This is a genomic window from Pseudomonas kilonensis, assembly GCF_001269885.1.
GTDB classification, from domain to species: Bacteria; Pseudomonadota; Gammaproteobacteria; order Pseudomonadales; family Pseudomonadaceae; genus Aquipseudomonas; species Aquipseudomonas kilonensis.
Genome location: NZ_LHVH01000034.1, coordinates 245,005 through 267,150, shown reverse-complemented (window position 1 = coordinate 267,150; position 22,146 = coordinate 245,005). Strand labels below are relative to the sequence as shown.

At 56.8% G+C, this 22,146-nt stretch carries 18 protein-coding genes and 1 pseudogene; 14 read left to right on the top strand and 5 right to left on the bottom strand.

Annotated elements, in window-relative coordinates; genetic code table 11:
- Nucleotides 1-113 precede the first annotated feature (113 nt).
- The 10 genes from AD662_RS28980 to AD662_RS25305 all read left to right on the top strand — a co-directional run bounded on the left by AD662_RS28980 (nucleotide 114) and on the right by AD662_RS25305 (nucleotide 13,192).
- The gene (locus tag AD662_RS28980; RefSeq protein WP_074849756.1) at nucleotides 114-512 is read left to right on the top strand and encodes a hypothetical protein; all 399 of its coding nucleotides are present in this window, start codon (nucleotides 114-116) and stop codon (nucleotides 510-512) included.
- Between the two features lie 619 nt (nucleotides 513-1,131).
- Entirely contained in the window at nucleotides 1,132-2,385 is a 1,254-nt protein-coding gene (locus AD662_RS25345) for a cystathionine gamma-synthase family protein (protein ID WP_053189937.1), read from the top strand.
- Nucleotides 2,386-2,519: 134 nt separating this feature from the next.
- Nucleotides 2,520-3,950, top strand: coding sequence for an amino acid permease (locus tag AD662_RS25340; RefSeq protein WP_053189936.1), 1,431 nt, complete (start codon nucleotides 2,520-2,522; stop codon nucleotides 3,948-3,950).
- A 58-nt stretch (nucleotides 3,951-4,008) separates the two neighbouring features.
- Nucleotides 4,009-4,893, top strand: a complete 885-nt coding sequence (locus AD662_RS25335; protein ID WP_053189935.1) for a LysR substrate-binding domain-containing protein — start codon at nucleotides 4,009-4,011, stop codon at nucleotides 4,891-4,893.
- Between the two features lie 20 nt (nucleotides 4,894-4,913).
- Nucleotides 4,914-6,278, top strand: a complete 1,365-nt coding sequence (thrC, locus tag AD662_RS25330; RefSeq protein ID WP_053189934.1) for a threonine synthase — start codon at nucleotides 4,914-4,916, stop codon at nucleotides 6,276-6,278.
- 11 nt (nucleotides 6,279-6,289) lie between these two features.
- A complete protein-coding gene (locus tag AD662_RS25325; RefSeq protein ID WP_003205952.1) occupies nucleotides 6,290-6,727 on the top strand; it encodes an Lrp/AsnC family transcriptional regulator in 438 nt (145 codons plus the stop codon).
- A 947-nt stretch (nucleotides 6,728-7,674) separates the two neighbouring features.
- Nucleotides 7,675-8,733, top strand: a complete 1,059-nt coding sequence (locus AD662_RS25320; protein WP_053189933.1) for a homoserine dehydrogenase — start codon at nucleotides 7,675-7,677, stop codon at nucleotides 8,731-8,733.
- On the top strand, nucleotides 8,730-10,142 hold the full coding sequence (locus tag AD662_RS25315) for an aldehyde dehydrogenase family protein (protein WP_053189932.1): 1,413 nt from the start codon (nucleotides 8,730-8,732) through the stop codon (nucleotides 10,140-10,142). Before AD662_RS25320 ends, AD662_RS25315 begins: the two co-directional genes overlap by 4 nt.
- A gap of 685 nt (nucleotides 10,143-10,827) precedes the next feature.
- On the top strand, nucleotides 10,828-12,102 hold the full coding sequence (locus tag AD662_RS25310; RefSeq protein ID WP_053189931.1) for a glycoside hydrolase family 68 protein: 1,275 nt from the start codon (nucleotides 10,828-10,830) through the stop codon (nucleotides 12,100-12,102).
- A 730-nt stretch (nucleotides 12,103-12,832) separates the two neighbouring features.
- Nucleotides 12,833-13,192, top strand: coding sequence for a DUF6124 family protein (locus AD662_RS25305; RefSeq protein WP_053189930.1), 360 nt, complete (start codon nucleotides 12,833-12,835; stop codon nucleotides 13,190-13,192).
- Nucleotides 13,193-13,324: 132 nt separating this feature from the next.
- Here AD662_RS25305 and AD662_RS25300 read toward each other — a convergent pair whose 3' ends face one another.
- The 3 genes from AD662_RS25300 to AD662_RS28970 form a co-directional block, all read right to left on the bottom strand.
- Nucleotides 13,325-15,196, bottom strand: a complete 1,872-nt coding sequence (locus AD662_RS25300) for a DUF2075 domain-containing protein (RefSeq protein WP_053189929.1) — start codon at nucleotides 15,194-15,196, stop codon at nucleotides 13,325-13,327.
- A gap of 24 nt (nucleotides 15,197-15,220) precedes the next feature.
- A complete protein-coding gene (locus AD662_RS25295; protein ID WP_053189928.1) occupies nucleotides 15,221-15,604 on the bottom strand; it encodes a nucleotide pyrophosphohydrolase in 384 nt (127 codons plus the stop codon).
- Between the two features lie 128 nt (nucleotides 15,605-15,732).
- On the bottom strand, nucleotides 15,733-16,503 hold the full coding sequence (locus AD662_RS28970; protein WP_074849493.1) for an HNH endonuclease: 771 nt from the start codon (nucleotides 16,501-16,503) through the stop codon (nucleotides 15,733-15,735).
- A 402-nt stretch (nucleotides 16,504-16,905) separates the two neighbouring features.
- On the opposite strand from AD662_RS28970, the pseudogene AD662_RS29855 reads away from it, so the two are divergent.
- The 4 genes and pseudogenes from AD662_RS29855 to AD662_RS30000 all read left to right on the top strand — a co-directional run.
- Nucleotides 16,906-17,043: pseudogene (locus AD662_RS29855) on the top strand (GlxA family transcriptional regulator); the annotation flags it as partial.
- 171 nt (nucleotides 17,044-17,214) lie between these two features.
- Nucleotides 17,215-18,393 carry a DUF262 domain-containing protein gene (locus tag AD662_RS25280; protein ID WP_053189926.1) on the top strand — a complete coding sequence of 393 codons (1,179 nt, stop codon included), beginning with the start codon at nucleotides 17,215-17,217 and terminating at the stop codon, nucleotides 18,391-18,393.
- A 35-nt stretch (nucleotides 18,394-18,428) separates the two neighbouring features.
- Entirely contained in the window at nucleotides 18,429-19,118 is a 690-nt protein-coding gene (locus AD662_RS25275) for an MAE_28990/MAE_18760 family HEPN-like nuclease (protein WP_139213030.1), read from the top strand.
- 12 nt (nucleotides 19,119-19,130) lie between these two features.
- Nucleotides 19,131-19,331: a hypothetical protein gene (locus AD662_RS30000; RefSeq protein WP_328587273.1), complete on the top strand. Its 201-nt coding sequence runs from the start codon at nucleotides 19,131-19,133 to the stop codon at nucleotides 19,329-19,331.
- Between the two features lie 196 nt (nucleotides 19,332-19,527).
- Here the strand turns inward: AD662_RS30000 and AD662_RS25270 are convergent, their stop codons facing one another.
- On the bottom strand, nucleotides 19,528-20,568 hold the full coding sequence (locus AD662_RS25270; RefSeq protein ID WP_053189924.1) for a DNA cytosine methyltransferase: 1,041 nt from the start codon (nucleotides 20,566-20,568) through the stop codon (nucleotides 19,528-19,530).
- Nucleotides 20,569-21,242: 674 nt separating this feature from the next.
- Nucleotides 21,243-21,974, bottom strand: coding sequence for a LexA family transcriptional regulator (locus AD662_RS25265; RefSeq protein ID WP_053189923.1), 732 nt, complete (start codon nucleotides 21,972-21,974; stop codon nucleotides 21,243-21,245).
- Nucleotides 21,975-22,146 lie beyond the last annotated feature (172 nt).

Below are 22,146 nucleotides of genomic sequence, written 5' to 3'. Positions count from 1 at the left end.
GACGCTCTGCGTCACATCCAGAAGCGGAACGCGGAGCGTCCTTGGCGACATTCCCACGCAGGAGTGCATGGGTTCTGTAGGGCACTCAATATCCAATTTTGATAGGTGATGATATGACTTCTAGAGAGGTGGCAATTGAAATTGATGGTGTCATTAATAAGGCGATCTTTAAATGTGGTCGAAAAAATATAGAAATGACCGTAACGATGCCAGATGGAATAGAAAGAAGTTACACAGCGGCGGATTTGTATTTGTGCCTAGGGAAGGTTAGGAAAGATTTTTCGGATGTGAGTTTTTTATGCAAGGGAGCCAAAATCAATGTGCATCCCTCGCGAATGTCTTCGCAAATGGCTGGCGGTGTAGTTGCTTATGAAGTCCGTTGGGGAGAGACGGCGGATGAAAGTGACACAGTCAATATTTTTGATTATGAAGATAAGGATTTAACCAACGATATTACAGAGCAGGTTGAATACCATCGGCGGTGGTTGCAATCGTTTAACGCTGGTCCTTGATCGTTCCCACGCTCCCGCGTGGGAATGCATCCCGTGACGCTCTGCGTCACAACCAGAAGCGGAACGCGGAGCGTCCCTGGCGACATTCCCACGCAGGAGCGTGGGAGCGATCGATAACCTGTGGCGAGGGAGCTTGCTCCCGCTGGGTTGCGGTAGGAGCTGCCGAAGGCTGCGATCTTTTGATCCTGATCTTTCGCTTGATACTCAACTGGCTTTGGAAAGATCGCAGCCTCGCTTCGCTCGGCAGCTCCTACGGCGCAGCCGAGCGGGAGCAAGCTCCCTCGCCACGATGATTCACACAGCCTTTAAGTCAACGGTCGCCTGTAGGACTGGCGCTCACGCATTCCCGACGTCACCACAATTCCAGTGTGGGAGCGGGCTTGCTCGCGAAATCGATTGCACATTCACCCCCTTGGTGACTGACCCACCGCTTTCGCGAGCAAGCCCGCTCCCACAGGTTTTTGTGTCCGCAGGTCATCCCAGACCTTCATACAGCCATTAAAAAAACCACCCCTTTGGCACCGATAACATCGTTTCTCGGGCGCGCGGCTTTTCCCTATATTGGCCCTCAGATTCGGTGGATGGCTCAACGTCCACCCCCTCAGTGTGAGTAGCCTCAATGAACAATAAACCTGACAGCACAGGGCTTGATAACGCGGGAGCAGGGACCCGGGCGGTTTGGGGTGGGGAGCAAGTCAGGCACCCCTACAACGCCACGCAAACCCCCATCGTGGCCAGCGCCGCGTACGGTTACGACGACATCGACGTCTGGTACGACGTCGCCTTGGGCAAGGCCCCCGGTTTTATCTACAGCCGCATGAGCAACCCGACCGTCGAGACCCTCGAAGCCAAGATTCGCGAGTTGGAAATGGCCGAGTCCGCCGTGGCCTTCAGCAGCGGCATGGCGGCGATCAGCAGCGTGCTCTACACCTTCCTGGCCCATGGCGATCGCGTGGTGTCGACCAAGGACAGTTACGGCGGCACCAACAAGATTTTCGAAGAGTTCCTGCCGCGCACCGGCGTGGCCGTGACTTTGTGCGAGACCTTCGATCACGACGACCTCGAGCGTGAAATCGCCAAGGGCTGCCAGGTGCTGTACCTGGAAACCCCCACCAACCCGACCCTGAAAATCCTCGACATCCCGCGCCTGGTGGCGGCGGCCAAGCGTGTCGGCGCCCTGGTGGTGGCCGATAACACCTTCGCCACGCCGCTGAACCAGAGCCCGCTGGCCCTGGGAGTGGACGTGGTGATTCATAGCGCGACCAAGTTCCTCAGCGGCCATGGCGACGTGCTCGGTGGCCTGGTATGCGGCAGCGAAGCCTTGATGGCCCAGGTGCGGCATTACCGGGAAATCAACGGCGCGAGCCTCGACCCGTTCTCGGCCTACCTGATCATCCGTGGCATGAAGACCCTGGCGCTGCGCATGCGTCAGCAACAACACAGCGCCCGGGCCCTGGCCGAATTCCTCTGCACCGAACCGCTGGTGGAGGCGGTCAATTACCCGGGCTTGCCCAGCCACCCGAACCACGCCGTGGCCTGCGCGCAGATGTCCGGCTTCGGCGCCATCGTCAGTTTTGTCCTGGTCGGCGGCATGGACACGGTCAAGCTGCTGCTGCCGCGCCTGCGCTTCGCCCATTGCGCCGGCAACCTGGGCGCGGTGGAAACCATCTACGGCCCGGCCCGCACCACCAGCCATGTCGAGAACACCTTGGAAGAACGCCTGGCCCTGGGCATCTCCGAAGGCTTGGTGCGGGTTTCGGTGGGCATCGAAGACACGGACGATCTATTGGACGATTTGAAACAGGCCTTCGCCTTCGTCAAAAAGACCCTCAATCCGCAACTCAATGAAGTCCACACCGAAACCGCAAGCTGAAGTTTGAAAGTTGGTACCCCATAACAAGGCTGTGAATGGGGCGTTCATGAATAGGAATAATAATAAAAGCTCAGCGGCGCTTGTCTGACTCGCGTAGACGTAGATGCGCGCCCTGACATTTCATGAGAACAACCATGTCCATAACAGAACAACAAACGAGTACGCGGGCCGGCTTCAAGCAGGAAATGCAGACGCGCCATATCGTCATGCTGGCCTTGGGCGGCGTGATCGGCACCGGGCTGTTCCTGACCTCCGGCTACACCGTTAACCAGGCCGGCCCGATGGGGGCGGTGATCGCCTACATCATTGGCGCGCTCATGGTCTACATGGTGATGATGTGCCTCGGTGAGCTGGCGGTGCAGATGCCCGAAACCGGTTCGTTCAGCACCTATGCCACGCGCTTCCTTGGGCCGGGTACCGGCTACACCGTGGCCTGGTTGTATTGGCTGACGTGGACGGTGGCGATCGGTTCCGAGTTCACCGCTGCCGGCATCCTCATGACCCGATGGTTTCCCGACACGCCGGTGTGGATCTGGAGCGCGCTGTTCGCCGGCGTGGTGTTCCTCACCAACGTGATTTCGGTGCGGTTGTTCGCCGAGACCGAGTTCTGGTTGTCGTTGATCAAAGTGCTGACCGTGGTGGTGTTCCTGCTGATTGGCGGTGGCGCGATTCTCGGCCTGCTGAACATCGACCAGGCCCACAGCATCGGCTTGAGCAACTTCACCCGCGAGGGACTGTTTCCTACCGGCTTCATGCCCATCGTGATGACGCTGCTGGCGGTGTCCTTCGCGTTCTCCGGCACCGAACTGATCGGCATCGCCGCCGGTGAAACCAAGGACCCGCAACGCAATGTGCCACGCGCCATCCGCACCACCGTGCTGCGCCTGGCGGTGTTTTTCGTCGGGACCATTTTTGTCCTGGCGACTTTGTTGCCCCGCGAGCAGGCCGGTCTGGTGGAGAGTCCGTTCGTCACGGTGTTCACCTACATCGGCATTCCGTACTCCGCCGACATCATGAACTTCGTGATCATCACCGCCCTGTTGTCGGCGGCCAACTCCGGGTTGTACGCCGCCTCGCGGATGCTCTGGACCCTCAGCGACCAAGGCCACCTGCCCAAGCAATTCTCGGCCCTGACCCGCATGGGCACACCGCTCAACGCGATCATCGTCAGCATGGCCGGCGGCGCGGCGTCGTTGCTCAGCAGCGTGTTTGCCGCCGATACCATCTACCTGGCGCTGGTGTCGATTTCCGGTCTGGCCGTGGTGGTGGTGTGGATGAGCATCGCTGCGAGCCAGATCGCTTTCCGCCGTCACTACGTGGCTAACGGCGGCGACATTCGCCACCTCAAGTTCCGCGTGCGCGGTTATCCGTGGGTGCCGTTGGGGGCGCTGGTGTGCTGCAGCCTGGCGTGCGTCGGGATCGCCTTCGACCCTGAACAGCGAGTGGCGCTGTACTTCGGCTTGCCGTTCATCGCCTGGTGTTACTTCGTGTATTACATTACCCGCAAAAGCCGCGAGCGACGCTTGTCGGTTGCCCTCGTGGCACAACCGTCCGACGCGTTCTAAACCGCGTCGACGGGGCGGGCAAACGTGCCCGGTGCGTGGGGGTTAACGAGGTAAGACCATGAAGCAAAAAACGTTGCCCCCGTTGAACTGGCTGCGGGCGTTCGAAGTGTCGGCCCGCTGCCTGAACTTCACCCACGCCGCCGACGAATTGTTTTTGACTCAGGGCGCGGTCAGCCAGCAGATCCGCCAATTGGAAAGTCACTTGGGGGTGGCGCTGTTCAAGCGCTTGCCCCGGGGCCTGGGCCTGACCGAAGAAGGTCAGGCGTACCTGCCGGTGGTACAGGATGCGATTACGCGACTGGCGGTGGGCACCAACGAAATCTTTGGCCAGCACAAACGCCGGCCAATCAAGGTGCGCGGCAGCCTGGCGTTTTTCGTGCACTGGCTGGCGCCGAAACTGGTGGATTTTCGCCTGGCCCATCCCCACGTCGACATTCGCTACATCAGCAACATCTGGGTCAAGGAACTCGATGGCGAAGACGACATGGAAATTCGCTGGGGCCACGGTCAATGGCCCGGCCTGGTGTCCCAGCGGCTGACCTGGGACACCTTGTTCCCGGTGTGCTCGCCCGCCTTGATGGCGACGCTGAAAGTGCCGGCGGATGTGGCCAAGCATCCGTTGCTGCATGTGCTGGGCTACGAAGAGGGCTGGGGCTACTGGCTGAAAATGGTCGGTGCCGACTCGGTGGATTCCTCGACCGGCATGCAATTCGACACGCTGGTCTGCACCTTGCGCATGGCTGAACTGGGGCAGGGCATCGCCCTGGCGCGCTCGTCGATGGTGAGTGACATGCTCGGCGACGGACGCCTAGTCGAACCCTTCGCCCAGCGCATCGAAGCCAGCGAATCGTTCTACCTGGTGCGCAGTTCCGGGGCCGAGCAGCACCCGGACGCGGCGCGGTTTTCCACCTGGCTGGTGGAGCAGGCGCATCGCTTTAAATGAACTGTTTTACGGAGTTGACCATGCGCTATGTGAGTACCCGAAATTCCGCCGTGCAGGTCGATTTCGAAAAAGTCGTGCTGTCGGCCATCGCCGAGGATGGCGGCCTGTTTGTCCCCGTCACATTGCCGCACTTCGAACCCCAGGACATCGCCAACTGGTCGACCTTGTCCTACGACGAACTGGCCTATCGAGTGATGCGTCCGTTCGTGGGCGAGGCGATCCCCGAGGCTGATTTCAAGCGGGTGCTCAAGGAGGCCGGCAGCCAGTTCAGCCATCGCTCGCTGGCGCCGTTGCATCAGGTGGATCGCAATGAATGGGTCCTGGAATTGTTCCATGGGCCGACCCGCTCCTCGAAGGATTTTGCCGCGCAGTTGCAGGCGCGGCTGGTGCAGTACTTCCTGCGTAAACGCGGGCGTCGCGCCGTGGTGATCGGCGTCACCAACGGCGACACCGGCCTGGCCGCCATCGAGGCCTTCAAGCACTGCGACGAGACCGACGTGGTGGTGATTTATCCCGAGGCCGGCGTACCGCAAGACCAGCTTCAAGACCTGCAAGCGACGGCGCATCCGCGGGTTCATCAAGTGGCCGTGGAGGGCAGTTTCGATGAATGCCAGACCCTCGTCACACAACTGTTCCGCCAGCATGATGCGATCAGTTTCAACTCCAGCAACTGGGTCAGCGTCATGGCGCAGTTGGTGTTTTATTTCCACGCCGTGCTGCAACTGGGCGGCGGTCAGCGGCCCATCGGTTTCAGCGTGCCGGCGGCGAGTTTTGCCGAAGTCTATGCCGGCTACATCGCGCAGAAGATGGGCTTGCCGATCACGCAGATGATCGTCGCCACCAACCAGAATGACGCGCTGCATCAGTTCTTTTTGAAGAACCACTACTCGCGATTGCGCGCCAGCAAGACCCTGTCGCCGGCCATGGATTTGTCGATTTTTTCCAACCTGGAACGGTTTCTCTGGGAGCTCTATGGGCACGACGACCAGGCCGTGAGCGCATTGATGCACACCTTCGAAACCCAGGGTGAAATGACCATCGCCAACGAGTTCTGGTTGCAGGCGCGGATGATCATCGACTCGTACGCGGTCAGCGATGAGCAGACGCTGGAGGAGATCACTTCACTGTATCGCGACACTGGTTACGTCATCGACCCACACACCGCCACCGGCGTGCTCGCGGCGCGTTTGTACCGCCGTAGCCTGGTGGCGCCGATGGTGACCTTGGGCGAGATCTCACCTATTAAATCGGCGGTGTTGCTTGGTGAGTTGGGGATCCCCGTGGCGGCGCAACAACGTCCTATTTCCGAACACGGCCCGGCGCAGATTCATCGCATCCAGTCGGACGACCTTGGTGCTCTTCATCAATTGCTCGGCGCCCTATAACCGGAGGCCCCATGAAGCGAATTCTCGACCCCCTCGACGAACGCATCATCGCCGAACTGCGCCTCAACGCCCGCGCCGCCCACGCCGAGCTGGCGGCCAAGGTCAACCTCTCGCGCAACGCCGTACGCCAACGCATCGAACGCCTCGAACGCGACGGCGCGATCCAGGGCTACACGGTGCGCACCGGGGAGGGCGCGCACGCATCGTCGAACATCAACGCAGTGATCTTCGTCTACCGCTACGACCGCATGCGCGGCGCCGAGGTGTTGCAGGCGTTGCAGGCCATGCCCGAAGTGCTGCAGTGCGATGTGATGAGCGGCGAGTTTGACTTGATGCTGCGAGTCGGCGCGGCGAACCCGGAGCGGGTGCACAAAGTGTGGAAAGAGATCTCGGCGTTGCCGGGGGTGGAGAACACCGTGACGTCGTTTGTGTTGTCGTCGGTGGTCTGAGCCCGGTAGTGCAGATCGTTCCCACGCTCCGCGTGGGAATGCCGCCAGGGACGCTCCGCGCTCCGCTGCTGAGAGGGCGACGCAGAGCGTCACAGGATGCATGCCCACGCAGAGCGTGGGAACGATCAGGTCGCGGGGGCTGTGAGCGATCGTTCCTCACGCTCCGGCGTGGGAATGCCGCCAGGGACGCTCCGCGTTCCGCTGCTGAGAGGGTGACGCAGAGCGTCACGGGATGCATGCCCACGCAGAGCGTGGGAACGATCAGGTCGCGGGGGCTGTGAACGATCGTTCCTCACGCTTCAGCGTGGGCATGCCGCCAGGGACGCTCCGCGCTCCGCTGCTGAGAGGGTGACGCAGAGCGTCACGGGATGCATGCCCACGCAGAGCGTGGGAACGATCAGGTCGCGGAGGCTGTGAACGATCGTTCCTCACGCTCCCGCGTGGGAATGCCGCCAGGGACGCTCCGCGTTCCGCTGCTGGAGGGTGACGCAGAGCGTCACAGGATGCATGCCCACACAGAGCGTGGGAACGATCAGGTCGCGGGGGGCTGTGAACGATCGTTCCTCACGCTCCGGCGTGGGAATGCCGCCAGGGACGCTCCGCGTTCCGCTGCTGCGAAGGTGACGCAGAGCGTCACGGGATGCATGCCCACGCGGAGCGTGGGAACGATCAGGTCGCGGGGGCTGGTATATCGATCGTTCCTCACGCTCCGCGTGGGAATGCCGCCAGGGACGCTCCGCGTTCCGCTGCTGAGAGGGCGACGCAGAGCGTCACGGGATGCATGCCCACGCAGAGCGTGGGAACGATCGAATCCACACCTACCGCTTTGCCCACCCCCTGGTCAAAACGCCCAGAAAATAGAGCAAATTGGCCTATTTAACTGCCAACCCCACCCCCCTAACCTAGATCCCAACAACCTCATCACCCGGATCAAGGACATAACAAAAATGACTGAATACAAACTGGCGCTGGTCGGCTTCGGCGGTGTGAACCGGGCATTGGCTCAACTGATTGCCGAGCGCAACCAGCAGTGGAAAACCGAGCTCGGCTTCACCCTGAAAATCGTCGGTGTGACCGACCTGTTCCTCGGTTCGGTGATGGACCGCCACGGCCTCGACGCCGCGTCACTGGCCAAACTGCCCACCACCAAAGGCGCCATGGCCCAACTCCCCGGCGGCACCGTCGACGCCCTCAACGAAGCCGTGATCAAAGACTGCGGCGCCGACATCATCGCCGAAGCCACCTTCACCAACCCGGTGGACGGCGAGCCCGCCACCTCGTTCTGCCGCTGGGCCCTGGAACGTGGCAAACACGTGGTCACCACCAACAAAGGCCCCATCGCCCTGCACGGCGCCGAACTCAAAGCCCTGGCCCAACGCAACAACGTCGCCTTCGAATACGAAGGTTCGGTGATGAGCGGCACCCCGGTCATTCGCCTCGCCAAACAGTCCCTGGCCGGCAGCTCGATCAGCGGTTTCGAAGGCATCCTCAACGGCACCTCCAACTTCGTCCTCACCTGCATGGAAGGTGGCCTCGGGTTCGCCGAAGCCGTCAGCCAGGCCCAAGCCCTGGGCTACGCCGAAGCCGACCCAACGGCAGACGTCGAAGGCCACGACGTGCGCCTCAAAGTGGTGATCCTCGCCAACGAACTGCTGGACGCCAAACTCACCGTCAACGACGTCACCTGCCGCGGTATCTCCGCCCTCAGCCTCGCCGACATCGAAAAAGCCCGCCACGACGGCGCCCGCTGGAAACTCATCGGCGCCGCCACGCGCCAGGCCGACGGCTCCATCAGCGCCAGCGTCGAGCCGCGCCTGCTGAGCAACGACCACCCCCTGGCGAGCATCAGCGGCGCCACCAACGCCGTGTCGTTCACCAGCGAACTGCTCGGCGCCGTCACCGTCTCCGGTCCGGGCGCAGGCCGCACCGAAACCGCCTTCGCACTGCTGTCGGACATCATCCACATCCACCAATCGGCAACCCGCAAACAGGAGCACACCCTGTGAACGTATCGCGCCTGGCCCTGGCGGTCGTCGAACCGCACATCGAAGTCCTCAACCCGTTTGACGGCAGCATCGTCGGCACCGTCGCCGACGTGTGCGCCTCAGAAGTCCCACACCTGCTCGAGACCGGCCGCAGCGGCGCAAAAGCCTGCGCCGCACTGCCGCGTCATCGCCGCGCAAGCATCCTCGAACAAGCGGCACTGAACATCGAACGCGACGCCAAAGCCTTCGCCCGACTGATCGTCGACGAAGCCGGCAAGACCCTCAAACAAGCCGAAAAAGAAGTCAAACGCTGCGTCAACACCCTCAAGCTCTCCGCCGAAGAGGCCAAGCGCAACGCCGGCGAAATCGTACCGTTCGATGCCTACGAAGGCGCCGAATCGCGCCAGGGCTGGTTCACCCGCGAACCCCTGGGCCTGATCGTCGCCATCACCCCCTACAACGACCCGCTGAACCTGGTCGCCCACAAACTCGGCCCGGCCATCGCCGGCGGCAACGCGGTGATCCTCAAACCGTCCGAGCTGGCGCCGTTGTCGGCGCTCAAACTGGTGTCGTACCTGATCGCCGCCGGTCTGCCTGAAACCGTGGTCACCGTCGCCACCGGCGGCGCCGAACTGGGCAAAGCCCTGGTCGCCGCCCGCGACGTGCGGATGATCTCCTTCACCGGCGGCTTCGTCACCGGCGAACAAATCGCCCGCACCGCCGGCCTGAAAAAACTCGCCATGGACCTCGGCGGCAACGCCCCCGTCATCGTCATGGGCGACTGCAACCTCGACGCCGCCGTCGACAGCTGCGTCTCCGGCGCCTTCTGGGCCGCCGGGCAAAACTGCATCGGCACCCAACGCCTGCTCATCCACGCACCGATCTACGAAGCCTTCCGCGAACGTTTCGTCAACCAGGCCCAAGCCCTCGTCGTCGGCAACCCACTGCTCGCCAACACCGACATCGGCCCGATGATCACCCAACAAGCCGCGCAAAACGCCGAACAGGTGGTCAACGAAGCCCTGCAACAAGGCGCCACCTTACTCTGCGGCCACCGCCGCCAAGGCACCTGCTACGCCGCCACCGTCCTGGAAAACGTCGACCACACCAGCCGACTCTGGCGCAACGAAGCCTTCGCCCCGGTGGTGGTGTTACAGCCGTTCGACACGTTCGATGAAGCCATCGCGTTGGCGAACGAACCTGAATACGCCCTTCACGCCGGGATCTTCACCAACGATCTCAGCACCGCGATGAGCGCTGCCCGGCGAATTGAGGCGGGGGGCGTGATGATCAATGACTCGTCGGATTTCCGGTTTGATGCGATGCCGTTCGGCGGTTCCAAGTACGGCAGTTTGGGCAGGGAAGGGGTGCGCTTCGCGTACGAGGAAATGACCCAGCCGAAGGTGGTTTGTCTGAATACGTTGGGCTGAGGGGCGAGTCAGTCCTAAGGAGTCGCTTTACCTTTCATGTCGCTAAAACGCCATTTTGACGACACGTTGTGTCAGCCCTCTGTGGAGGCGGGCTTGCTCACGAAAAGGTCAGTAAACCCAACCCCGCAACCAAGTCAAACCCCTGTGGGAGCAAGGCTTGCCCGCGATGAACGATAACGCGGTTCAGTTGCTACACCGCGGTGCAGCCATCGCGGGCAAGCCTTGCTCGCGATAGCGGCACACCAGTCAACACCACTACCGCTGACTCACCACCTCACAAGCAGCTCACCAAGACCCGCTTCCCTCCATCTCGCCAACGGCGACAAATCAAAGCTTTTTGTTCGGCTCCCCACCCTGCATTGACCTTTGCGCAAAACCCGCAGGCTCAGTTAACCAATCCCCCTATGCACTGCTTCCACCCATTGCCCCATCACGCACGCTTTCCACCAAGCTGCGTCCAGAGCACCGACCGTGCAGGCAACGTCGCCAATCTCCCCATGAACTAACTTCTGCAAACGTTCATAGCTGAAACGTATCAGCCCCAACAAAAACTCAAATTATGCACAAATGCATTTTATGCTTGACCCACATGCATACCCCCCTATAAGGTGGCTTCACTGTATGCACATACAGTATTTCTAAATCACTATTTATTTGAATCCATTCATGGACGAGGTATTACCCTATGAAAACCACCACTGAAAAATTCGGTGCAACCCCCCATCAACCCAGCCTCTGGACCCGCGCTGACGCGTTGAAAGTCCGGGCCGATGATCCCACCACCACCCAGCCGCTGGTCAGCGCGGATTTCCCGGTACTGAACAACGACGTGTTCATCTGGGACACCATGCCCCTGCGCGACTTGGACGGTAACGTGACGTCCGTCGATGGCTGGTCGGTGATCTTCACCCTGACGGCCGATCGTCATCCAAACGACCCGCAGTACCTCGACGAAGACGGTAACTACGACATCCTCCGCGATTGGAACGATCGCCACGGTCGGGCAAAGATGTACTACTGGTTTTCTCGTACCGGCAAGAACTGGGAATTCGGTGGCCGCGTGATGGCCGAAGGTGTTTCGCCGACCGCTCGCGAATGGGCCGGCACGCCGATCCTGTTGAACGACCGAGGTGAAGTGGACCTGTATTACACCGCCGTCACCCCAGGCGCGACCATCGTCAAGGTGCGCGGTCGGGTGGTGACCACTGAACACGGTGTCAGCATGGTCGGCTTCGAGAAGGTCAAGCCGCTGTTCGAGGCTGACGGCAAGATGTACCAGACCGAAGCCCAAAACGCGTTCTGGGGTTTCCGCGACCCATGGCCTTTCCGAGATCCGAAAGATGGCAAGCTGTACATGCTGTTCGAGGGCAACGTGGCCGGTGAGCGCGGCTCGCACAAAGTAGGCGAGGCAGAAATCGGCGACGTGCCACCGGGTTATGAAGATGTCGGCAACTCGCGCTTCCAGACCGCCTGCGTCGGCATCGCCGTGGCCCGCGACGCCGACGGTGACGACTGGGAAATGTTGCCGCCACTGCTGACCGCCGTGGGGGTAAACGACCAGACCGAGCGCCCGCACTTCGTGTTCCAGGATGGCAAGTACTACCTGTTCACGATTAGCCATACCTTCACCTATGCCGACGGTGTGACCGGGCCTGACGGGGTGTACGGTTTCGTCGCGGACTCGCTGTTCGGCCCTTACGTGCCGCTGAACGGTTCCGGCCTGGTGCTGGGCAACCCGTCCTCGCAGCCATTCCAGACCTACTCGCACTATGTAATGCCAAACGGCCTGGTGACCTCCTTCATCGACAGCGTACCGACCGACGAAACCGGCACGCAGATTCGTGTGGGTGGCACCGAGGCGCCAACGGTGGGCATGAAAATAAAAGGGCTGCAGACGTTCGTGGTGGCCGAGTACGACTACGGTTACATCCCGCCGATGCTCGACGTCACCCTCAAGTAACAGCAACACAGGGGTTTCAGGCAGCGGTTTTGCGGTCGATGACAAAACCGTCGTGGATATGATCGAGATATCCCGCCTGATTCATTGCGACGTTGCTCGCAAGCCCCATTGAACAACGCGTCGTAACCCTCTTCGCGACTGGCTGCAAGGATGCAGCCGGTCGCGAATGCATTTCCGCACTGCGCACTTGGAACGATGAGTTCTCTTAAGCAGTGCAGCAGACCGCCGTACACTTCCCCAACCGCAGCGTCGCTCCTTGCTAAATGACGCTGACGCACCGCATTCACGAGCAAATCCGCTCCGCCATTCCTATGTTTGAAATGCCTGACGCAAGCGCCTCTGTGGGAGCGAGCCTGCTCGCGATGGCGGTGTATAAACAACATTCCGGCCCGCTGTTTATCGTGGCTCCACGAGAGCAGCCACGACCGACATTGCCTTGCGCCATTGCCTACAACTACGCCAGAATCCGCCGGCTTGTGCGTCTTTGGCCGCGTCGGTAGCTTTGATCCTGTCACTGCCCATCAGTGATCGGGTTTAGCAGCCCGTCGAGTTGAGTCGCATCAAGCTTCATCAGTCAGGTATTCCCATCCCTGCACTTGATGGTGGCTGTGCGTGGGGCGCCCCCGGGCGCGCCGATTTCTTAACTCGTCGGTCTGCTAACCCGCGTACAGCTGCCACCCACTCGTTTAGCAGCGAGAGGGTTGTGGCCTCACCAAAGAGAGTTAAGGCTATGGTCAAAATTACACCGAACCCTCCGACTGCAGATGAGCATGTGTCTCGCGCTCAGTCGGCTCGTAATAACAAGCTTGATGATGCTGCCAACCGGGCGTTGGATTACTACCTGAAGCCTACGCCGAAGAAAGAAACGTCTGACAACCCCAACAGCATCTTCCGTATCGCACCTGATGTTGATTCGGAATGCCTGCTTGCCAGTCTCAGTGAAAACCTGGCTTCGGCCAATGCCATGATCAGTGATTTGGCGTTTGATCTTGAGGGTTCGCGACGGCGCGTTGCGATGGGGATTTTGCAGGTGATTGAGGTGAGTGAACTGCTGGCGAATCGGGCTTTGGATATTGTTGAGGTGAGATAGGGCGGGGTGTTGGCTGCCTCTCTGGCGAAAAAAAGGTCTTGCTTGGCAAGACCTTTCATGTAAAAAACCCGAAACGACGAGCGCTCAAATTGTCCAACAACCTGTTGGATAATTGCCCAAGTCAGCAGAACATCAGTAGGGGCGGTAATCGGCAAGCCGACTCTCAAAGTACTGTGCCGTTTCCTGATCAGTGCAGTACAGGTAACACCCTTTCATCCCTCGGGTCATCAGTGTTCGGTACGTGTTTTTGATGATCAGATCTGTCTCCTTCTGCGCGAAATCAGGCCGCTCTTTCATCAGCTTCTTCCAGCCACGAATCGATTTGTCGTACTTGTCACGCTTATGTGGCGATGTCAGGACTTTCCCGTCACGGACGATCAAATCCGGTCCGATGATTACCCCTATATAGTCAACTTCCAGCCCCTGGCAGGTGTGGATGCAACCGACCTGTTCAATGGAGTTTTCTGCAATGATCCACAAACTGCCGTCCTGATCCAGGTTCCACTGACGCGCATAATCCTCGCCGATCACGATATCGGACGCCTGAGGATCTTTTTTGCTCAGCCAAGGCCAGCAGTAACCCGCGACTACGCGAGCTTTGTTTCCGTGGTTTTTCTGCTCAATGGCCGCATGCATTGCCTGCGGGGTGTCGAACATCTTGAACTCGTACTCGCTAGTATCGAGTAGCGGATTGGCAGTCGGTCGAATAGCCAACACGTCATCCAACCACGCTAGATAGCCATCAGAGCCACTGCAACGGAACTGGGAGGACAGCGAATATTCCTCCACCGTTGCGCCCTTGGCTTTGGCAAAGGCACGGATTGCCTGCTTGCTTCCGATGTCGCCCAAGGTCACGCGTTGGTCTTCGTCGATGAAGAAAATCGAGCATTTCGCTGAGCCGATCAGCTCTTTGATTTGGTTCTCGCCCAAGTTTCCATAAAGACCGCTTTTCTCGTTCAGCCTGTGGGCTTCGTCAACGATTAGCGCGTCATACGTGTTGGGCTCAGTATCGATAAACGCGCCCGATCCAGAAAAGAAATTAGAGAAATGGCTACGTTTGATCGTGCCAACCAGCTTGCTTTCGTACACTTTGCGTGGCGCTGCGTTTTTTGAGACGTATTTGCTCATTAACTTCAGCGCGGTGAGGCGTACCAGCAAGTTGATCGCCAGGACGGTTTTTCCTGTTCCTGGGCCTCCTTCGATGATTAGCACCTTTGGGGCTTTTATGGAGGCTTCAGCTCCTGCAACGAGTGCTGACTCGAAAACCTCTTTCTGGTCATCGATCAACACAAACTCAGGTTTGCCATCCATGAGTCCGGTAAGCGCTTCGGCTAGTGCTTTGGATGGACGAATTTTTCCGTTGGAAAGTTCGTAAAGCACCTCTTGGTTGTCACCGTGAGTGATGTGCTTTTTCAGGAAACTTCGTAGTTTCGTCAGTTCCTGCGGGCCTTTGAGGAACAACGGAGCTTTATTGGTATGGGCTTGGTAGTGAGCGGAGTCGATGACGCCATCGCTGACATAGTTATGAAGATAGGCGCAGGGGCGAATTTCAATGCTTTTGTCATAGACCGCTTCGTTGAAACCTTCTAACAGCGCTGCGTACGACCACACTTGGTACGACGGGTGAATGGTTTCAACGAGACCGCCACCTAAGGCTGTTTTGACAATCGCATCCTTGGTGGTTGCACTCGCTTTGCTCCATTGCTTCAGCTCGATCAATACGGCTTTTTTGGCTTGGTTCTCATCACGACCTGTGAGCAAAAAGTCGATGCGCTTCGAGGACTGAGGGATGTGCAGCTCAATAGCCAGGCCAGCATTGCTAGGCAGGTCATCATCTCGAAGCACCTTGGCCATGTAGGTCAAGGATCCTTGCCACGACCTGATCTCTGATGCGCCCACCTTCTTACCGGTAGCCTCTTTGAAGTGCCGCAGGATTACTTCTTCAATATCGTCGTTATCGTTGTCTTTCAGGAATTGCTGTTTGGTCGCTGCGTAAACGATCACAAGAGATCCTTAGAGCACTGAAGGTCAGAGTTGGTCGTACTTTTTGCTGGTGCTTTTGGCTTTGTCGACGGGGTATTTCTGGCCGTTCAGAGCAAGCTTGCTCGTGACCGCTTCGTTGAGATCGACGCCAAGCACGCTACTCAGGCGAACCAAGTACATGAGCACGTCGGCTAACTCGTCCTTCACGGATTGGGCGGTCGTCGGATGCTTAGCGGCAGCCAGTGAATCGGCTTCGTTCATCCATTGGAATACTTCGCACAGCTCGCCCACCTCGCCTGTCAGCGCTAGGAGAAGGTTTTTGGGGGAGTGGAATTGCTGCCAGTCGCGATCATCTGCAAAGCGCTGAAGGGACGCTGCAAGATTTTCCACGTCGATTAATTGTTTGGGTGTGCCATCTGCCTTGCTCACAGGCTTGCCTCTCGTTTGCCGCCAGAAACGTGACCAACAGCCACGTCAGAAATCTAGGGATGGATTGTAGGAGTTTTCTTTTGGCGTAGTGGGCTTTTCACCGATTTACCCTTAGCAGCCGAGCCAGTTCAGGCTGTGTTTTTGGCTGCTTGGTAGCGGTCCTTGACCTCTGCGACACTCAGCCACTTACGGCGTGAATGCACCACTCGATGGCAATTGGCACATAACAATGCGAGGTCCGCGAGCTTGGTTTTATCGCCAGGTTGGAGCGTATGCAGTGGCTTAGTGTGGTGCACATCGATAACACCTTCGATGTCCGGGCCATATGTTTTGCTGAAGTTGAAATCACAGGCTTCGCACTGGAGAACACCGTGCTTCTTGAGGGCTTCGTCCTTTTTTCGTTTTACGAGTTTTTTGTCCCTTTCCCGTACACGGTGCACGCGAGTTAACACTTTTCCTTCCTCTGCTTCGAAGAAGCCCGGTTCGTCCTCCGCACTTAGATCCATTGGCGTAGTAGAAGAAGTGGTTCCGACGTTCGCCTTGATGGCTGCTACGACTTCGGCCAAACGCTCGGGATTATTAGCAAACTCCAGCCATACCAATTCCTCGTCCTTATTTCCTTTTGCAAGACCTGTGCGACCAGTGTTGGTGTAGCTCGGATCCCAACGACGGAAATTGTTGAGCTTCATGCAGACACCATTGGTGTTACGAAAACTCTGGTTCTTGCTCACGCCTGTAGCGGTGCCAATGAGATTGAGGCTCTGTGATAGGGCTCGGACTTCCGGATGATTCACTCCGGGTAAACCATTGCGATGAAGAAGGTACAGGTTCAGGGCTAGGACGAGTTCGTCACGGCTCCAGGGTGGATTGGATTGATTGCTGATAGGTGAAGAGGACATGGCGGGGGCTATCCGTAGGGTTCCCGTTTCGCTGTAGGACGCAGCGCAATATGTCGTCAGAATATTCCCTTCTGATGGCGTTTGGGAATCATACGGCGTTCAAATAATCTTCGATATGGGGAGGAGAGGGAGGCAGCGCGATGTAGCTTGAGCGCTGGGCGGAATTTCGGATGTGATAGGTAAGACCGATTGTTTGCATTGGTTTTGATCAGTGATTCATTCCACCGCAGGCCGCTTTATAGTCATTGAGCTCAAGAAGCCAGGACTCCACTGCGAGTCCACTCCTGGATCAGGGTCAAAAAAGTACGTCATGGCCCACCTGGGTAGGCTACTGCTAGTGGCTTTTTTGATGTCGATTGCGGCAAGGCGCAGCGGCCAGTCCCGCCAAATGTCGCGTTCGTGAGGATGCACGGCCGTGAATTGGCCGCGGCGATCTCCGACATGTTCATGTACGAACGCATACGAGATGATCAGGATCAGCAGCGGATACCGCTCAGGCATACCCTTGGCGACAATCAGCCCAAACTGCAAGCGGCCATCCCTGGGCTCCCAAATTGATAAGTCTCAGCGTGGCGAAGGTAGCTGAGAGGGTTTAAGAGCCATTTCTTACATCTTCTGACTGAAAGTGATGTCGCAGATAATGATGTCGATGCGCTATATTCTTCTCATCCGTCTGCTTTGCGGACTATTTTGGGAGCGAAGGGGGAAGGAATGAGCGACGGCGGTCAGGTAGACATGTTAGGGACAGTCGGGGGCGAAAAAACCGAAGAGGATATGGCGCGGCTGGATCGGGAGATTTCCGAAACTGCAGAGCACCATGACCTACAGTTGCGAGAGTATCCGGTAGAGGTGTTAGTTCAAAAATACTCAGATGGTCTGGAAGTTGATAGTGCTGAAATATTCATTCCAGACTATCAGCGGGAGTTCATTTGGCTTCCAAAGCAACAAAGCAGATTTATTGAATCATTGTTCATGAATCTACCGGTAACTCCTCTTTATATGGGCGAGACAGAAGATGAAATGCACCCCGGAGCATGGGAGGTCATCGATGGTAGTCAACGCTTGAGAACTCTGTACTACTTCATGACGGATCGTTTGATTCTTTGTGATCTGAAAAAAATTAAATCACTCAATGGATTTAAGTATAGCCAGCTTCCAGTCAAGTGGCAGCGTCGAATTAAAGGAAAGGTTGTTAGGATAGCTGTATTGACGGTGCGTTTGGATGAGGGTTCTCGCCGCGAAATGTTCGATCGGTTGAACTCGGGTGGCACCAAGTTGCAGCCAATGGAGCAACGGCGCGGACATAGCGACGGCCCATTCCTTACTCTGATTGAAGAGCTCGCTAAAGATGCGGTATTCAGAAGTACTTGCCCGCTTTCGGAAAAAAGGGCAAAACTTCGAGAGTACGAAGAAATGCTTCTTCGCTTCTTCGCTTACTTGGATAACGCCGAAGGATTCGTTCATGAAGTTACGCCGTTTCTCACTGACTATTTGACAGAAATGAATAGGCGTGCAGAAATAGAGGAGGGGCTGAGCGACGCTTATCGGAGTGAGTTCAATCGCATGATTGCGTTCGTTGAGAAAAATTTCCCTTATGGCTTTCGCAAAGAACCTAACCATAAGACAGTTCCACGAGTCCGTTTTGAAGCTATTGCTGTCGGTGTTGCTAGAGCTCTCCGCGAAGATTCGAGTCTCGCACCGGCTGCTGATGTCGCCACGTGGCTGGAAGGCAAAGAGTTTAAGTTGCACACGAGATCGGATGCCACGAACTCTAGGCCGAAGCTTCTTGATCGGCTTTATTATGTTCGAGATATGTTGCTTGGGCGGGAGCCCGAGACTATGCGAAAAAGGCCGGTTGATGACGACTGGAAGAACTTGGAGCTTTTCTGAGTATGCTAAAGGCCAGGGAAGTCTATGAGACGCGTGTGGAAGAAATCGATATCTATTTCGACTTTCTCTTCAAGGTTGTAGATAGGAGTGCGCAATTGTCACTGGCATTACCATTCGGTGAAGGTGCTCCTGGTGAACGCGAATTGGTGCATATAAATTCAAGTCTGATCGATACACTTAAAGCTAATGGTTTTCTGCTACTTTACAATATAGTGGAGGCATCGGTAAGGCAGGTCTTGCAAGCGATTAGGAATGATATGCAAAAATATGGTCATCATTTTGACGATTTGCATGATGACTTGCAGCACCATTTCGCGACACTAATGAAAGACGATGATATTCGTGGGCGTATAAGGAAGCAGAGAATGGATGGGCGTCCTCCATTAGCCGTCGCTATAATAAATGCCGGCTTTGAAGCTAACAAAATAGGTGGTAATGTTCATTACGGAGAGCTTGAAAAGCTGGCGAAGAAATTCGGTTTCAACCCGGGGAAGGATCCGTATTTGAAGGAGTACAATCTGGCGCCTCTTTTGGAGGTCAAGAATAGGCGAAATGATTTAGCACATGGCAGCTTAGCATTTTTGGCGTGTGGTTCTAATGTCACGATTGATCAGATAATGGCAATAAAGGTCTCCGTAGTCGATTACCTTGGTGTACTCCTCGATAATATTGAAGTCTACCTTTCTAAAAAAGGTTACCTAGCTACGCCTCCAGGCGCGGCGTGACAGGAAGATATTGTGACTGAACTTGAGGGTGAGGTAAGAAGTCGTATCGTGCGCTCTGTAAAAAGGGCGCACACTAAGCCAGAAATTTTGGTTCGAAAGTTGCTGCATTCTTTGGGGCTTCGTTTTCGTGTAAATCGTCGTGATCTTCCTGGGAGTCCCGATATCGTTCTGCCTAAATATAATACGGTTATGTTTGTGCACGGTTGTTTCTGACATAGGTATGGTGGCTGTCGTTTTTCAACAACCCCTAAAACTAGAATGGAGTATTGGCTTCCGAAATTTTCTTCTAATGTGGAGCGAGATGCGAGAAAGGAGGGTGAACTTATCGAGTTGGGTTGGCGGGTTATAATAGTCTGGGAGTGTGAAACTCGCGATGAGGTATCATTGTTAGCCCGCCTAACAAAAGAATTTAGGCCTTCTTGAATTTTTCTGCATGTGCTTTTAGGCTTAGGCCGATAACTTCTCCAAGCCTTACAGGCACTGCATTACCGATCATGCGTCCTACAGCTTTGAACGTGATATCGCTCAACGGCATGAACTTATAATCCAGTGGGAACGATTGTAATAATGCGGCCTCACGAAGCGAGATGCCTCGGTTTTGTTCGGGGTGTCCGAACCGGCCATTTCCGAAACCATAGCAAAGGGTTGTCATGGTTGGGCTCGGCTGATCCCAACGCATCCGGCCATAAACACTTGGGTAGCTCTTTCCGCTTGCTCTTTGATGACACTCCGCTCGAAGTTTAACCGGCCAATCGTTCCAGCTACCCCCTGGACGAGAATGGATAATCCTTTTGAGGTTCAGTGGTGTAAGGCGAGAGGCTCGATGCAAAGGATCATTTGGATCGCACTCTCCTGAGGCAATAGGGGGAAGGTGTGCGATAGCCTGTTCAACGGTCATCGGTTGATCGTTGTGAGTTGGGTTGATCAAGGAGATAGGGCCGAGTTTCGATGCAAGCAGTACGTGGCGACGACGCTGCTGAGGTAGGCCATATTCCGTGCATATCACCCGCTCCGCCCATACGAAATAGTCCATCTCTTTCAGTGCCTTGACGAAGTCGTGATAAACCTCGTGTTTGGTTACGTCAGGCACGTTCTCCATGGTGACAAGCTCGGGTTTTACCTCTTCGATCAGTCGCTTGAAAGCATATAGCAGTGGCCACTTTCGGTCTGACTTAGTATCGCGCCCCTGGTTGTAGCTTGAAAACGGTTGACAAGGAGCGCAGCCAGCCAGGAGCTTGATCGAGCCTGGACGGTACCAGCTAGAGATCTCGCTCCCCGAGACTTCCTCCACGCTCTTCTCTATGAAGGTTGCTCCATTGTTCTCTTCGTAGGCGAATTTGCAGTTGGAGTCAATGTCGTAGCCAGCGCGAACGGACAGGCCCACACGACGCAAACCAGCGGTCAGGCCACCAGCTCCACAGAACAGGTCAACAGTGTCAATCATTGCCATCAAAAAAATGCCCCCAAGGAAAGGCTATTCTACCTTGCTGCGGATAAAAGATCGAGGTCGCTGACTACGGAATGTGCTTCGGCTCTGCTGCGCTGCCGCCTTCATTCGTACCGGGCTTTACGTGATTCTCGACCTGCTTCGGATTTAGCTTTTTCCATTCTGTCCTCCCGAGGGATGTGCTTCTGTTCCCCTAGTCATCTCCCATCCATGTCGGATGCCGCAAAACAGAGTTGGAGGCATGAATAGCTTAGTGGCCCGTAAATTTTAGGGGCTGACAAAGTGGTTTGGATTGGTGAGGATTTTTTCGGACAATTAAAAAGCCGGCTTATGGCCGGCTTCTCGTTGACTGATTCAGCTCGTTTTTGACAAACCTTACCAGCCTTCAAAACGTACATCCGGCTCTTGCGGCCGGCTGTGGGACTTGGTCAGAAAGTGATCTGCCTTGTCGGTGCGAGGCGTGGGCTCGCAAATGTGGGGCGGAGGATACGCGGGTTTGCTTCGGAAGCCCAGGGGTAAGTGGTGTGGAATCATTGGGTTAGGGTGATTCAGGGGGAAAGCAGGGGGCTGCTGCGCAGCCCAGCGGGGATAAATCCCCTCGCCACAAAAAGCTCCTGCCACAGCTCCTGCCACAGCTCGTACTGCAGTTCCTGCCACGGTTTCTGGTCTTGGGTGGGTTAGTCGAACACCGGCGGTCTCTGTTTGTTGAGGGTTGACCACCAGAATACCCAGCCGATCACGTGGATGTGTTGCGCATCGATCTGCTCGGCGCTGAAGACTTCGTCGGGGTAGGCGGTGTTGTTGTGGCTGCGCAGGCGCAGTCGGTTGCCGGGGATTCTGTGCAGGTATTTGATACGCAGCATCCCATCATGTTCGAGGGCATAAATTTGGCCGTCGACGATTTGGGTCAGGCCGCGGTCGATGGCGAGGGTGGAGCCGTCGGCGATGCGTTCGGCCATGCTGTCGCCGACCATAGTGATGCAGATGGCGTCGCTGGGGTTTATTTCCAGGGATTCGAGGTGGCTGCGGGGCAGGCGGATGGATTGGTCGGGGATTTCGACGATGTGGGTTTTGGTTTCGCCGGGGGCGATGGGGACTTCCTTGTAGAAGGGCAGTTCGATGTCCGTGGGTTCCACCACGCTGTAGACGCCATCGTTTTCGGCCGCCTCATAGGTGGTGCCGGGGCCGAGGCCCAATGGGGTTTGCGGGCCTTCGCCGTGGGCGAGCCATTGCGGGCTGACGGTCAGCAGGCTGGCGATGCTGTGGATGCGCCCGGGTGGGATGCCACGGTTGAACCAGTTGTTCACGTGTTGGGATTTCACGCCGTATAACTTCGCGAAGTCGGCGGATCGGATGTTCGCTTCTTTTAGAAGGGCTCGGAAGCGGTCGCCACTGGAAAGTATTTTCATAAACGGAAAGTTTAGGGGCGATGGTGTTTTCGGCAATAAACAAGTCGTTCAAATATATAAGACAATCTTTCCGTTTGCGGGATCTGAAAGGCGCGGGCTAAACGTGCTTAAACGGTATTAATACAATTTCGTATTAGGAAGCATTAAGGCATAAAAAAACCCCGGGGCAAAC